Here is a 12,898-nt window from a genome sequence, read left to right as displayed (position 1 = left end):
GGTTCCCGTCAACCCTTCATCGCGCTCACGTCTTCGACCGCGATCGAGCCGCGGTTGCGGAAGAAGACGACAAGAATGGCAAGACCGATCGCGGCCTCGGCCGCCGCGACCGTCAGCACGAACAGGGCAAAGACCTGTCCGACGAGGTCGTGCAGCGCCGCCGAGAAAGCGACGAAGTTGATGTTGACCGCAAGCAGGATGAGCTCGATCGACATCAGGATGACGATGATGTTGCGGCGGTTCAGGAAGATGCCGAACACGCCGAGCGTGAACAGGATCGCCGATACGGTCAGATAATGTGCAATGCCGACGACCATCTCAGATGCCCTCGCCCGATTTGACCTTGCGGATTTCCATGCCCGTCGCCGGCGTGCGGCCGACCTGCGCAGCGATCGACTGCCGCTTGACGCCTTCCTTGTGGCGCAGCGTCAAGACGATGGCACCGATCATGGCGACCAGCAGCACCAGGCCGGAAATCTGGAAATAATAGAGGTAGTCCGTATAGAGGATATCGCCGAGCGCCGCAGTGTTGGAGCGCGTGGCGAGATCCGGCGTTGCCTTGGCGACCGTCGAGGCAAGCTGCGGCGCGAATGTGTAGCCGCCGAGCACGACGATCAGCTCCGCCGCCAGGATCAGCCCGACCAGCGCGCCGATCGGCGCGTATTGCAGCGCGCCCTGCTTCATCTCGGCGAAGTCGACGTCGAGCATCATGACGACGAACAGGAACAGCACCATCACCGCGCCGACATAGACGACGAGCAGGATCATCGCCAGGAACTCGGCGCCGGTCAGCATGAACAGGCCGGCGGCGTTGAAAAAGGTGAGGATCAGGAACAGCACGGAATGCACGGGGTTGCGCGACGAAATGACCATGAAGGCCGACGCCACGGCGATAAAGGCGAAGAGGTAGAAAAAGGCCGCCTCTAGTCCACTCAGCATGGGTTCCCCCGGGTTCCTGTCGGATCGGGCATTCGCCCTCTCCGTTGTCTCTGGCTTGGTTCCGCATCCGGTACCGAAGCCGCGTGTTCCTTAGACGAGGCCCCTCGCCCCGTCCATGCGTCAAATGTCAGCGATAAGGCGAGTCGAGCGCGATGTTGCGCGCTAGCTCCCGCTCCCAGCGATCGCCGTTCGCGAGCAGCTTTTCCTTGTTGTAGTAAAGCTCCTCGCGCGTCTCGGTCGCGAATTCGAAATTCGGCCCTTCGACGATGGCATCGACCGGGCAGGCTTCCTGGCAGAAGCCGCAATAGATGCATTTCACCATGTCGATGTCGTAGCGCACGGTGCGGCGCGTGCCGTCATTGCGGCGCGGCCCGGCTTCGATGGTGATGGCCTGCGCCGGGCAGATCGCTTCGCAGAGCTTGCAGGCGATGCAGCGTTCCTCGCCGTTCGGATAACGGCGCAGCGCATGCTCGCCACGGAAGCGCGGGCTGGTCGGCCCCTTCTCATGCGGATAGTTGATCGTTTCCTTCGGCGCGAAGAACTGGCGCATCGAAAGGAAGAAGGCGCTGACGAAATCCTTCAGCAGCAGCGACTTTGCGGCCTGGGCCAGAGCACTCATTCAGCACCCCCAAATAATTGAATTGCGGCGACAGCGCCAACAAACCCGAACAGGATCGGCATCATAAAGCGATACGCAACTCGCGTGAGCGACGCCACTTTCCGCATGTCCCAACCAAATACGGGAACTTGATAATTTGCGGAGATCCTCTGTCCCTGCTGTCGCAACACGTAAGGCAGCACAACAACATTGCCGAGAAAGGCAACAAGTAAGCCAGCAACAGCTCCCACAAAACCTGCGGAGATATCGCCCATCACGCAAACCCTGTGATCTTGAGGAAGGCCGCGGTGGCCACGACCATGAACAGCGAGATCGGCAGGAATACTTTCCAGCCCAGCCGCATCAGCTGGTCGTAGCGGTAGCGCGGCACGAAAGCCTTCACCATCGAGAACATGAAGAACATCAGGCAGATCTTCAGCACGAACCAGATCACGTGCGGCACCAGGGTGAAGGGCGCGAAGTTGAACGGTGGCAGCCAGCCGCCGAGGAACAGGATGGTCGCCAGCGCGCACATCAGGACGACGGCGACATACTCGCCGAGGAAGAAGAGCAGGAACGGCGTCGACGAATATTCAACCATATGGCCGGCGACGAGTTCCGATTCCGCCTCCACCAGATCGAAAGGCGGGCGGTTGGTCTCGGCCAGCGCCGAGATGAAGAACACCACGAACATCGGCAGCAGCGACAGCCAATGCCAGTCGAGGAAGGTGTTGGGCAGGCCGAGCCGCGTGCCGAGACCGTCCTGCTGCGACATGACGATGTCGGAGAGGTTGAGCGAGCCGACACAGAGCAGCACGGTGACGATGACGAAGCCGATCGAGACTTCGTAGGACACCATCTGCGCGGCCGAGCGCAGCGCGCCGAGGAACGGGTATTTGGAGTTCGAGGCCCAGCCGCCCATGATCACGCCGTAGACCTCGAGCGAGGAGATGGCGAAGACATAGAGGATGCCGACATTGATGTTGGCGATCGCCCATCCCTCGTTGACCGGAATGACCGCCCAGGCCGAGATCGCCAGCACCGCCGACACCAGCGGCGCCAGGAGGAACACGCCCTTGTTGGCGCCCGACGGGATCACCGGCTCCTTGAAGACGAATTTCAGAAGATCGGCAAAGGCCTGCAGCGTTCCCCACGGACCGACGACGTTCGGCCCACGACGCAATTGCACCGCCGCCCAGATCTTGCGGTCGGCATAGAGCAGGTAGGCGACGCCGATCAGAAGCACGACGATCAGCACGACCGACTTCAGAAGGATCAGCAGCGCCGGCAGCACATAGATTGAGAGGAAGGTGTCCATGCTTATTCCGCCGCCTGCTTGAAGCCGCTCTTGGCCAGCGCCGAGCATTCGGCCATCACGGCCGACGCCCGCGCGATCGGGTTGGTCAGATAAAAGTCCTTCACCGGCGAGGTGAAGGTTCCCTTGTTCAGCCGGCCGCCGAGCTTCGCCGCCTTGGCGACGTCATTGGCACTGCCGGCCTGCACCTGATCGATGCGGGCGAGATGCGGGAACTCGCCATAGAGCTTGGCGCGCAATTGCGCCAGCGAATCGAAGGGCAGCTTCTTGCCGAGCACGTCGGAGAGCGCCCGCAGGATCGCCCAGTCCTCGCGCGCCTCGCCAGGGGCGAAGCCGGCGCGGTTGGTCTGCTGCACGCGGCCTTCCGTGTTGACATAGGTGCCGGACTTCTCGGTATAGGCGGCGGCCGGCAGGATGACATTGGCGCGATGCGCGCCGGCATCGCCATGCGTGCCGATATAGACGACGAAGGCGCCGCCGGTCCTGGCCATGTCGATCTCGTCGGCGCCGAGCAGGAACAGCACATCGGTATCGCCCAGCATGCCGGCGACATCCTTGCCGCCCTCGCCCGGCACGAAGCCGACATCGAGGCCGCCGACTCTTGCCGCGGCGTTGTGCAGCACCGCAAAACCGTTCCAGTCGGCGGTGACCGCGTTGACGGCGGCCGCGAGCTTTGCCGCCTGGCCGAGCACCGCCGCGCCGTCCGTGCGCGCCAGCGCGCCCTGGCCGACGATGATCAGCGGATGCGTGGCCTTGCTCAGCACCTCGAAGAATTTGCCGTTGCCGTCGGCCAGGCCCTTCAGGGATTCGGGGCCGGCGCCGATGAGGTCGTAGTCGTAGCGGGTGTCGCCGATCTCGCCGATCACGCCGACCGGCAGATTGCCGACGCGCCAGCGCTTGCGGATGCGGGCGTTGAGCACCGAGGCCTCGAAGCGCGGATTGGCGCCGATGATCAGCACCGCGTCGGCCTGCTCGATGCCTTCTATGGTCGGGTTGAAGATGTAGCTGGCGCGGCCGAGCGACGGATCGAGCGCGGCGCCATCCTGGCGGCAGTCGATGTTCTTCGAGCCGAGCGCCGCCATCAAAAGCTTGAGCGCGTAGATTTCCTCGACCGCCGCGAGGTCGCCGGCGATCGCGCCGATCCGCTCGGGCGTCGCCTTGCCCACCTCGTCCTTGATGGCGGCGAAGGCTTCCGCCCAGCTTGCCGGCGCCAGCTTGCCGTTCTTGCGCACATAGGGGCGGTCGAGGCGCTGCGTGCGCAGGCCGTCCCAGATGAAGCGGGTCTTGTCGGAAATCCACTCCTCGTTCACCGCCTCGTTGACGCGCGGCAGGATGCGCATCACCTCGCGACCTCTGGAGTCGACGCGGATCGCCGAGCCGACTGCATCCATGACGTCGATCGATTCCGTCTTGGTCAGTTCCCACGGCCGCGCCTGGAACGCGAACGGCTTTGAGGTCAGCGCGCCGACCGGGCAAAGGTCGATGACATTGCCCTGCAGCTCGGAGGTCATCGCCTGTTCGAGATAGGTGGTGATCTCGGCATCCTCGCCGCGGCCGATCAGCCCGAGCTCGGAAATGCCTGCGACCTCGGTGGTGAAGCGGACGCAGCGCGTGCAATGGATGCAGCGGTTCATCACCGTCTTGACCAGCGGGCCGATATACTTGTCTTCGACCGCCCGCTTGTTCTCGTGGTAGCGCGAGGAATCGACGCCGAACGCCATCGCCTGGTCCTGCAGGTCGCACTCGCCGCCCTGGTCGCAGATCGGGCAATCGAGCGGATGGTTGATCAGCAGGAATTCCATCACGCCTTCGCGGGCCTTCTTGACCATCGGCGTGTTGGTGAAGATTTCCGGCGGCTCGCCATTCGGGCCGGGACGCAGGTCGCGCACGCCCATGGCGCAGGACGCCTGCGGCTTGGGCGGACCGCCCTTCACCTCGATCAGGCACATGCGGCAATTGCCGGCGATCGACAGCCGCTCGTGGAAGCAGAAGCGCGGCACTTCCGCGCCGGCGTCCTCGGCCGCCTGCAGCAGCGTGTAATGGTCGGGTACCGTGATCTCTTTCCCGTCGACCTTTAGCTTTGCCATTCGCCTCAAATCCCTGCGGATGTCCGCAATCTATCTTTCCGGGCGCGGCTTGAGCCGCGCCGGGTATTTCAATTCACTTGGCCGCGAGCGCCGCCGCTTGCGCAGTCCAGTCGTCGCGGCCGATGCGGCCGGCGAGCGACAGATAATCTTCCACCCAGGCGATCTCTTCCGACGTCCAGGCGGCGATCTGGCCATAGGTCCAGATGCCGAGACCGTTGAGCACCTTCTCCAGCTTCGGTCCGATGCCCGAAATCGCCTTCAGGTCCGAAGGCTTCGCCGGCTTGTCGACGGCCTTCGGCTGCCTGAAATCCTCGGGCATCAGCCCGGCCGCGGCCGGTTGGGCGACAATATCGGCCCCGGTCGCGTCGAGCGCCTTCTCGGTCGCGTTCGCCGCGATGTCGGTCACATCCTTGGCGAAGGTCTGCGCCTTGGCGATCAGCGTCTCGGTCGCCTTGCGCGCCTTGGACGCGTTGGCGGCCGCTTCGCTCTGCGCCTCGAGATCGTCGAGGAACGGCTGGAACATGCGCTGCGAAGCTTCCAGCGCGCCGGTGAAGGCGCCCATCCACATGCCGACGGCATGGTTGGCGAGACCGATGCTGAGAGCCGACATCGCCGCGGCACCCGCGACCGGATGCGCCAGAAGGTTGACGGCACTGGCCATCTCCTTCGGCATCATCTTGGTCAGGTCCTGGTTCATCTTCTCGAGTTGGTCCAAATCAGGCATGAACGGGTAGGGTATCGAATACGGCGCCATAGAAATCTCCTGGTCGTTTCTTCGTGTGCCCGCCCCAGTTTTTCAGTCTTCGGGCCAAGCCCGTATTTCGAAGTCTTATTCCGCCGCGACCATCACCGGTTCGGCCCGGTGCGCGTTGCGCGAAAACTCGTCGATGCGGCGTTCCACCTCGCCGCGGAAATGCCGCATCAGGCCCTGGATCGGCCAGGCGGCCGCGTCGCCCAGCGCGCAGATCGTGTGACCCTCGACCTGCTTGGTGACGTCGAGCAGCATGTCAATCTCGCGCTTCTGAGCCTCGCCGCGCACCAGACGCTCCATCACCCGCCACATCCAGCCGGTGCCTTCGCGGCACGGCGTGCACTGGCCGCAGCTCTCATGCTTGTAGAAGTAGGAAAGCCTGGCGATCGCCTTCACGATATCCGTCGACTTGTCCATGACGATGACAGCCGCCGTGCCGAGGCCGGATTTGAGGTCGCGCAGCGCATCGAAATCCATCGGCGCGTCCATGATCTGCTCGGCCGGCACCAGCGGCACCGAAGCGCCGCCCGGGATGACCGCGAGCAGATTGTCCCAGCCGCCGCGGATGCCACCGCAATGTTCCTCGATCAACTCGCGGAACGGGATCGACATCGTCTCTTCGAAAGTGCACGGATTGTTGACATGGCCCGACACGCAGAACAGCTTGGTGCCGGCATTGTTCGGGCGGCCGAAGGACGAGAACCAGGCGGCGCCGCGGCGCAGGATGGTCGGCGCCACCGCGATCGACTCGACGTTGTTGACGGTGGTCGGGCAGCCATAGAGGCCGACATTGGCCGGGAATGGCGGCTTCAGCCTCGGCTGGCCCTTCTTGCCTTCCAGGCTTTCGAGCAGCGCGGTCTCCTCGCCGCAGATATAGGCGCCGGCGCCGTGATGCATGTAGACTTCGAAGTCGTAGCCGGACGTGTTGTTCTTGCCGATCAGCTTGGCCGCGTAAGCCTCGTCGATGGCGCGCTGCAGCGCCTCGCGCTCGCGGATGAACTCGCCGCGCACATAGATGTAGGCGGCGATCGCGCCCATGGCGAAGCCGGCGACCAGCGCGCCCTCGACCAGCGTGTGCGGATCGTTGCGCAGGATATCGCGGTCCTTGCAGGTGCCGGGCTCGGATTCATCGGCGTTGATGACGAGATAGCTTGGCCGGCCGTCGCTCTGCTTCGGCATGAACGACCATTTCAATCCGGTCGGGAAGCCGGCGCCGCCACGGCCGCGCAGGCCGGACGCCTTCATCTCGTTGACGATCCAGTCGCGCCCCTTGGCGATGAGGCCGGGCGTATCGTCCCAGATGCCGCGCGACTGCGCGCCAGCCAGCGACGTGTCGAAGAGGCCGTAGATGTTGGTGAAGATGCGGTCTTTGTCCTGAAGCATTTTTCGTCCCTCAGACCGGCTTCTTGCCGAAGACGCGGATGTATTCGGCGACGCCGCCCTTGGCGAGCGCCTTGGCCTGTTTCACCCAGTCGTCGCGATCGATGCGGCCGTGGAAGCTGAGATAGCCGTCGACCCATTCGCGCTCGGCCTTCTTCCAGGAGGCGACCTGCACGAAGGTGTAGATGCCCAACGAATGCAGGGTGCCTTCGATCTTCGGGCCGACGCCGGAGATCAGCTTGAGATCGTCGACCGTTGCCGGGCGCTCGATGCCGGCGGGCCGGTTCTTGTCGTCGAGCGAAGGTTTCGCCGTTTTGGCGACAGGTTGCTTGGTTTCCGGCGCCTTGAAAGCGGAGGCCGGTTCGGCCTTTGTTTTCGGCCCGCTGCGTGGCTTGGAAACCGCTTCGACTTCCGGATCGGCCTGGTTGGCGTTGGCGGCCGAATGGCGCGGCGCCCTGACGCTGGCGCCGTTCTCGGTGGCCGGGGCGACCTTGACCGGCGATGGCGTGTTGAGCGCCGGGCTGGTTTCAGCCGCATGGGTCTTCGGCTTGCTGGATTTTGACGGCGCAACCGGGCCTGAGGCGGCCGGCGCCGAAGCTGCTGGCGCAGCCGATGCCGGGGCTGCGGCAGGTGCCGCCTGCGAGACGACGGCGGCAGGAGCGGCAGCCGGCGCTGCCGCGGCGGCATCCTTGGCGGCTTTCGCCGCCGCCCTGGCTTCCTTGTCACGCGTCGATTTCAGGATTGCCTTTTCGCTGGTCAGCGTCTTCAAGCCACCGGCCGGCTCGGAGCCGTGGCGGCCGTTCTGCGGGCCAGGCTTGACCTCGGCGCCCTTGCCGGCATCGTAGAGATCGATGATTTCGGCCAGCCGCTCGGGCGTCAGGTCCTCGAACGTGTCCTTGAAGATCATGACCATCGGCGCGTTGACGCAGGCGCCGAGGCATTCGACCTCCTCCCACGACAGCGTGCCCTTGTCGTTGGTGTGGAACTGGTCGTGATGGATTTTTGACCGGCACACATCCATCAGCGCTTCCGAGCCGCGCAGCATGCAGGGCGTGGTGCCGCAGACCTGGATATGGGCGCGGGTGCCGACCGGATTGAGCTGGTACTGCGTGTAGAAGGTCGCGACTTCGAGGCCGCGGATGCGCGGCATGCCGAGCATGTCGGAGATCGTCTCGATCGCCGCCTTGGTGACCCAGCCTTCCTGCTCCTGCGCGATCATCAGCAACGGGATGATAGCCGACTGTTCGCGCCCCTTCGGGTATTTGGCGATCCACTGCTGCGCCGCCGCCGCGTTCGCCTTGTTGAAGGCAAAGGAGGCTGGCTGGACACTGGCATCTGCGAGACGGCGGACTGACATTTAGCGATCGACCTCACCAAACACGATGTCGAGGGAGCCAAGCACGGCGGTGACGTCGGCCAGCATGTGGCCGCGGCACAGGAAGTCCATGGCCTGCAGATGCGCGAAACCGGGCGCGCGCAGCTTGCAGCGATAGGGCTTGTTGGTGCCGTCGGAAACCATGTAGACGCCGAACTCGCCCTTCGGCGCCTCGACGGCCGCATACACCTCGCCGGCCGGCACGCGATAGCCCTCGGTGTAGAGCTTGAAGTGATGGATGAGCGCTTCCATCGATCGCTTCATCGCCTGGCGCTTGGGCGGCACCACCTTGCCGTCGAGGTTAGACACCGGGCCGGCGCTTTCCTTGCCGAGCAGGAGATCGACGCACTGGCGCATGATCCTGGCCGACTGGCGCATCTCTTCCATGCGCACCAGGTAACGGTCGTAGCAATCGCCGTTCTTGCCGATCGGGATGTCGAAATCCATCTCGGAATAGCATTCATAGGGCTGCGACTTGCGCAGGTCCCAGGCGGCGCCTGAGCCGCGCACCATCACGCCCGAAAAGCCCCAGGCCCAGGCGTCGGCCAGCGACACGATGCCGATATCGACATTGCGCTGCTTGAAGATGCGGTTGCCGGTCAAAAGCGCATCGAGATCGTCGATCGACTTCAGGAACGGATCGATCCACTTGCCGATATCCTCAACCAGCTTCTGCGGCAGGTCCTGGTGCACGCCGCCCGGCCGGAAATAGGCCGCATGCATGCGCGAGCCGGAGGCGCGCTCGTAGAACACCATCAGCTTTTCGCGCTCGACAAAGCCCCACAGCGGCGGGGTCAGCGCGCCGACGTCCATCGCCTGCGTCGTCACATTGAGGATGTGCGACATGATACGGCCCATCTCGGAATAGAGCACGCGGATCAACTGACCGCGCTTCGGCACCTCGATGCCGAGCAGCCGCTCGGCGGCCAAAGCGAAGGCATGCTCCTGGTTCATCGGCGCGCAATAGTCGAGCCGGTCCAGATAAGGCACGGCCTGCAGATAGGTCTTGGCCTCGATCAGCTTTTCGGTGCCGCGGTGAAGCAGCCCGATATGCGGATCGACGCGGTCGACCACCTCGCCGTCCAGTTCCAGCACCAGCCGCAAAACGCCATGCGCCGCAGGGTGCTGCGGACCGAAATTGATGTTGAAATTGCGGACGGAGGTTTCAGCCATTGTGGCGCCTCTGGCGAAGAGTCAGTAGTGAGTAGTGAGTAGTGACCATCAATCTCAATGCCTGCTTCATTCCGCCTGCTTGGCCTGCACGGTTCTGATCAGAGATCGCGTCATTTTTCCAATCTCTTCGCACCGCAGTAGCAGTTCAGTCTCGTTATCTCTTGCCAGCATACCGATCCGGCACGCCAGCAATATGTGCGTTTCCAGTTCCTTCAACGAACCCTGTGCCATGCGCAGAAATTGAACGAAAGAACCTCTATTCTCACGACCGTACCCTTCAGCGATATTCGCGGCGATAGATACCGCCGAGCGGCGCATCTGGGAGGTCATTCCATAGATCTCGTCTCTCGGAAAACCTTTGGTGACGCGGTAACAATCCTCGGCAAGGACCATCGCCGATTGCCACACCACCAAGTCGCGATAAGATTCGATCTTTTTTCCCAATTCCTTCCCTACTGACTACTCACTACTTCCCCACTCACTGTTTCGCCTTCTCATCCCCGGGCAGGACGTAGTCCGTCCCTTCCCAAGGAGAAAGAAAATCAAAATTGCGGAATTCCTGCTTGAGCTCGACCGGCTCGTAGATGACGCGCTTGGCCTCGTCGTCGTAACGAACCTCGACGAAGCCGGTCAGCGGGAAATCCTTGCGCAGCGGATGGCCCTCGAAACCATAGTCGGTGAGAATGCGGCGCAGGTCCGGATGGCCCGAAAACAGCACGCCGTAAAGGTCGTAGGTCTCGCGCTCGAACCAGTCGGCACCGGGATAGACGCCGGTCAGCGACGGCACCAGCGTCTCCTCGTCCGCCTGGACCTTGAGCCGAATGCGCACATTCTGCTTCGGCGACAATAGGTGATAGACGACGTCGAAGCGCCTGGCGCGCGACGGGTAGTCCGCTCCGCAGACGTCGATGATCGAGATGAACTGGCAGCGTGGATCGTCGCGCAGGAAGGTCGCGACCTCGATCAGATTGCCCGGTTCAACCGAAACGGTCAGTTCGCCATAGGCAAGCACGGCTTCGCCGATGCGGCCGGAGAGCTTCTCGCCGAGATAGGTGGAGAGTTCGTTCAACGCCTGGGTCATCGGCTCACCGTTCGATCGTGCCGGTGCGGCGGATCTTCTTCTGCAGAAGGAGAATGCCGTAGAGCAGCGCTTCCGCGCTCGGCGGGCAGCCGGGCACATAGATGTCGACCGGCACGACCCGGTCGCAGCCGCGCACCACCGAATAGGAATAGTGATAATAGCCGCCGCCATTGGCGCAGGAGCCCATCGAGATGACGTAGCGCGGCTCCGGCATCTGGTCGTAGACCTTGCGCAGCGCCGGGGCCATCTTGTTGGTTAGCGTGCCGGCGACGATCATGATGTCGGACTGGCGCGGCGACGCGCGCGGCGCGACGCCGAAGCGCTCCGAGTCATAGCGCGGCATCGAGGTGTGTATCATCTCGACCGCGCAGCAGGCGAGGCCGAAGGTCATGAACATCAGCGAGCCGCTGCGCGCCCAGGTGATCAGCGCTTCGGTCGAGGTGACAAGGAAACCCTTGTCGGCCAGTTCATTGTTGATTTCGAGGAAGAAGGGATCGTCCTCCCCCACCGGCCTGCCGGTGTTGGGGTCGATGATGCCCTTGGGCTTCGGCGCGACGAGGGTGCCTGAACTGTCGTTCAATCCCATTCCAGCGCTCCTTTTTTCCATTCATAGGCAAAGCCGATGGTCAGCACCGCCAGGAACACCATCATCGACCAGAAGCCGAGCATGCCGACCTTGGAGAAGGAGACCGCCCACGGGAACAGGAAGGCGACCTCGAGATCGAAGATGATGAACAGAATCGACACCAGGTAGAAGCGGATGTCGAATTTCATACGGGCGTCGTCAAACGAGTTGAAGCCGCATTCATAGGCGGAAAGCTTCTCCGGGTCGGGATTGCGGTAGGCCACCAGGAACGGCGCTATGAGCAGCGCAAGGCCGACGACCAGCGCCACGGCGATGAACAGGACGATCGGCAGATATGAACTCAGGAGTGCGCTCATGCGGCGGCTTTCCTTAGGCGGGCAGTTCACTTTGATTACAGCAACGAACTCTAATGCGGAAGCGTGACAGTTTAACCGCTGAACCGTTTTAAGAGGCCCATGCTGCAACGCGGCGAGGGTTAGCGCAGCGGTTTCGGTGACGCAAGTCAAACCTTGTTCAATTCGCGGCCCTGGACGCCTTATCGGAAGAAACTGGTCCGATCCGCTCCTGTTTGATTTCCTTCGCTTTTTACTCCACTTTTCTCTCCTGACATATCTCCCGCCATTTGCCTGCTAGCATGGCCGGAATCACCGGCTAAAAATCCGGCAAATGATCAGGGCAAGGCGCCTCGATGAAGGACAAGATTTCGCTGGCCATGGCGAGGCGCATTGCGCTCGGAGCACAGGGGTTCAACGACCCTAGGCCCGGCGGCGTTCCGGATCGCCGCCACCTTGCGCGCGTGCTTTCACGAACCGGCCTGTTGCAGATCGATTCCGTCAGCGCTGTGGTGCGCGCTCATTATATGCCGCTCTATTCTCGCCTCGGCCCCTACCCGCTTGCGCTGCTCGACAACGCCGCGGTCACCCGCAAGCGCGCGGTCTTTGAGTATTGGGCGCATGAGGCGTCGTTCCTGCCTGTCGAAACCTACCCTTTGATGCGCTGGCGCATGCTGCGCGCCGAGCAGGGCGACGAGATGTATCTCGGCCTGGCGAAATGGGGCCGGGAGCGCAAGGCGATGATCGACGAGATCTATGCGCAGGTCGCCGAACGCGGCCCGATCGCCGCGTCCGACATCGAAGGCCACAAGGGCAACGGCGGCTGGTGGGGCTGGAGCGAGGCCAAGCACGCTTTCGAATGGCTGTTCTGGGCCGGACGTATCACCACCGCCTACCGGCGCGGCTTCGAACGCTATTACGACCTGCCCGAGCGCGTTTTGCCGCAGGCCGTACTCGACCTGCCGGTACCCTCGGTCGAGGACGCGCATCGCGAATTGCTGCGCATCTCGGCCCGCGCCCATGGCATCGCCACCTATGGCGACCTTCGCGACTATTTTCGTCTCGCGCCGGGCGATACGAAAGACCGCATCGAGGAACTGGTCGAAGCGGGCGAACTGCTGCCTGTGAAGGTCGAGAGCTGGGACAAGACCGCCTATCTCCACAAGGACGCCCGCTTTCCACGCCGGATAGAGGCCCGCGCCCTGCTCGCCCCCTTCGATCCCGTCGTCTTCGAGCGCACCCGGACGGAAAAACTCTTCGGCTTCCGCTACCGCATCGAGA

At 63.1% G+C, this 12,898-nt stretch carries 15 protein-coding genes; 1 reads left to right on the top strand and 14 read right to left on the bottom strand.

All coding sequences use genetic code 11. The annotated features are described in order from the left end of the window. Nucleotides 1-8: 8 nt before the first annotated feature. The 14 genes from nuoK to FJ417_RS20440 all read right to left on the bottom strand — a co-directional run bounded on the left by nuoK (nt 9) and on the right by FJ417_RS20440 (nt 11,641). On the bottom strand, nt 9-317 hold the full coding sequence (gene nuoK, locus FJ417_RS20505; RefSeq protein WP_027168992.1) for an NADH-quinone oxidoreductase subunit NuoK: 309 nt from the start codon (nt 315-317) through the stop codon (nt 9-11). 1 nt (nt 318) lies between these two features. Next, nucleotides 319-939: an NADH-quinone oxidoreductase subunit J gene (locus tag FJ417_RS20500; RefSeq protein ID WP_140683782.1), complete on the bottom strand. Its 621-nt coding sequence runs from the start codon at nt 937-939 to the stop codon at nt 319-321. Between the two features lie 127 nt (nt 940-1,066). Next, nucleotides 1,067-1,558, bottom strand: a complete 492-nt coding sequence (gene nuoI, locus FJ417_RS20495) for an NADH-quinone oxidoreductase subunit NuoI (protein WP_042643165.1) — start codon at nt 1,556-1,558, stop codon at nt 1,067-1,069. After that, complete coding sequence (locus tag FJ417_RS20490) at nt 1,555-1,812, bottom strand: hypothetical protein (protein WP_140653627.1); 258 nt, start codon at nt 1,810-1,812, stop codon at nt 1,555-1,557. Before FJ417_RS20490 ends, nuoI begins: the two co-directional genes overlap by 4 nt. Further along, entirely contained in the window at nt 1,812-2,855 is a 1,044-nt protein-coding gene (nuoH, locus tag FJ417_RS20485; RefSeq protein ID WP_140784713.1) for an NADH-quinone oxidoreductase subunit NuoH, read from the bottom strand. Before nuoH ends, FJ417_RS20490 begins: the two co-directional genes overlap by 1 nt. Nucleotides 2,856-2,857: 2 nt before the next feature. After that, nucleotides 2,858-4,939 (bottom strand): NADH-quinone oxidoreductase subunit NuoG, encoded by a 2,082-nt coding sequence (gene nuoG / locus FJ417_RS20480; protein ID WP_140784712.1) that lies wholly within the window; start codon nt 4,937-4,939, stop codon nt 2,858-2,860. Nucleotides 4,940-5,012: 73 nt separating this feature from the next. Continuing rightward, nucleotides 5,013-5,693 carry an NADH-ubiquinone dehydrogenase gene (locus tag FJ417_RS20475; RefSeq protein ID WP_140784711.1) on the bottom strand — a complete coding sequence of 227 codons (681 nt, stop codon included), beginning with the start codon at nt 5,691-5,693 and terminating at the stop codon, nt 5,013-5,015. 75 nt (nt 5,694-5,768) lie between these two features. Beyond that, nucleotides 5,769-7,073 carry an NADH-quinone oxidoreductase subunit NuoF gene (nuoF, locus tag FJ417_RS20470; protein ID WP_140784710.1) on the bottom strand — a complete coding sequence of 435 codons (1,305 nt, stop codon included), beginning with the start codon at nt 7,071-7,073 and terminating at the stop codon, nt 5,769-5,771. Between the two features lie 10 nt (nt 7,074-7,083). Beyond that, nucleotides 7,084-8,427, bottom strand: a complete 1,344-nt coding sequence (locus FJ417_RS20465; RefSeq protein WP_140784709.1) for an NADH-quinone oxidoreductase subunit E — start codon at nt 8,425-8,427, stop codon at nt 7,084-7,086. Continuing rightward, the gene (locus FJ417_RS20460) at nt 8,428-9,618 is read right to left on the bottom strand and encodes an NADH-quinone oxidoreductase subunit D (protein WP_140644315.1); all 1,191 of its coding nucleotides are present in this window, start codon (nt 9,616-9,618) and stop codon (nt 8,428-8,430) included. 66 nt (nt 9,619-9,684) lie between these two features. After that, nucleotides 9,685-10,062, bottom strand: a complete 378-nt coding sequence (locus FJ417_RS20455; RefSeq protein WP_140653640.1) for a four helix bundle protein — start codon at nt 10,060-10,062, stop codon at nt 9,685-9,687. Nucleotides 10,063-10,096: 34 nt separating this feature from the next. Beyond that, nucleotides 10,097-10,699 (bottom strand): NADH-quinone oxidoreductase subunit C, encoded by a 603-nt coding sequence (locus FJ417_RS20450; RefSeq protein ID WP_140644311.1) that lies wholly within the window; start codon nt 10,697-10,699, stop codon nt 10,097-10,099. Nucleotides 10,700-10,703: 4 nt separating this feature from the next. After that, entirely contained in the window at nt 10,704-11,285 is a 582-nt protein-coding gene (locus FJ417_RS20445; protein WP_015317338.1) for an NADH-quinone oxidoreductase subunit B, read from the bottom strand. Further along, entirely contained in the window at nt 11,276-11,641 is a 366-nt protein-coding gene (locus tag FJ417_RS20440) for an NADH-quinone oxidoreductase subunit A (RefSeq protein WP_140644309.1), read from the bottom strand. Before FJ417_RS20440 ends, FJ417_RS20445 begins: the two co-directional genes overlap by 10 nt. A gap of 332 nt (nt 11,642-11,973) precedes the next feature. On the opposite strand from FJ417_RS20440, the gene FJ417_RS20435 reads away from it, so the two are divergent. Further along, the coding region (locus FJ417_RS20435) for a crosslink repair DNA glycosylase YcaQ family protein (protein ID WP_140784708.1) at nt 11,974-12,898 on the top strand (925 nt) is incomplete at its 3' end.

It is taken from the genome of Mesorhizobium sp. B3-1-7, from assembly GCF_006439385.1.
GTDB lineage: Bacteria > Pseudomonadota > Alphaproteobacteria > Rhizobiales > Rhizobiaceae > Mesorhizobium.
This window is presented reverse-complemented; position numbering and strand designations above follow the sequence as displayed.

What these genes read in the sequence shown, in the direction of transcription:
- nuoH (WP_140784713.1), bottom strand. Translation starts at nt 2,855, where the DNA reads ATGGACACCTTCCTCTCAATCTATGTGCTGCCGGCGCTGCTGATCCTT.
- FJ417_RS20490 (WP_140653627.1), bottom strand. Translation starts at nt 1,812, where the DNA reads ATGGGCGATATCTCCGCAGGTTTTGTGGGAGCTGTTGCTGGCTTACTT.
- FJ417_RS20465 (WP_140784709.1), bottom strand. Translation starts at nt 8,427, where the DNA reads ATGTCAGTCCGCCGTCTCGCAGATGCCAGTGTCCAGCCAGCCTCCTTT.
- FJ417_RS20475 (WP_140784711.1), bottom strand. Translation starts at nt 5,693, where the DNA reads ATGGCGCCGTATTCGATACCCTACCCGTTCATGCCTGATTTGGACCAA.
- nuoF (WP_140784710.1), bottom strand. Translation starts at nt 7,073, where the DNA reads ATGCTTCAGGACAAAGACCGCATCTTCACCAACATCTACGGCCTCTTC.
- nuoG (WP_140784712.1), bottom strand. Translation starts at nt 4,939, where the DNA reads ATGGCAAAGCTAAAGGTCGACGGGAAAGAGATCACGGTACCCGACCAT.
- FJ417_RS20445 (WP_015317338.1), bottom strand. Translation starts at nt 11,285, where the DNA reads ATGGGATTGAACGACAGTTCAGGCACCCTCGTCGCGCCGAAGCCCAAG.
- FJ417_RS20460 (WP_140644315.1), bottom strand. Translation starts at nt 9,618, where the DNA reads ATGGCTGAAACCTCCGTCCGCAATTTCAACATCAATTTCGGTCCGCAG.
- FJ417_RS20450 (WP_140644311.1), bottom strand. Translation starts at nt 10,699, where the DNA reads ATGACCCAGGCGTTGAACGAACTCTCCACCTATCTCGGCGAGAAGCTC.
- FJ417_RS20440 (WP_140644309.1), bottom strand. Translation starts at nt 11,641, where the DNA reads ATGAGCGCACTCCTGAGTTCATATCTGCCGATCGTCCTGTTCATCGCC.
- FJ417_RS20500 (WP_140683782.1), bottom strand. Translation starts at nt 939, where the DNA reads ATGCTGAGTGGACTAGAGGCGGCCTTTTTCTACCTCTTCGCCTTTATC.
- nuoI (WP_042643165.1), bottom strand. Translation starts at nt 1,558, where the DNA reads ATGAGTGCTCTGGCCCAGGCCGCAAAGTCGCTGCTGCTGAAGGATTTC.
- nuoK (WP_027168992.1), bottom strand. Translation starts at nt 317, where the DNA reads ATGGTCGTCGGCATTGCACATTATCTGACCGTATCGGCGATCCTGTTC.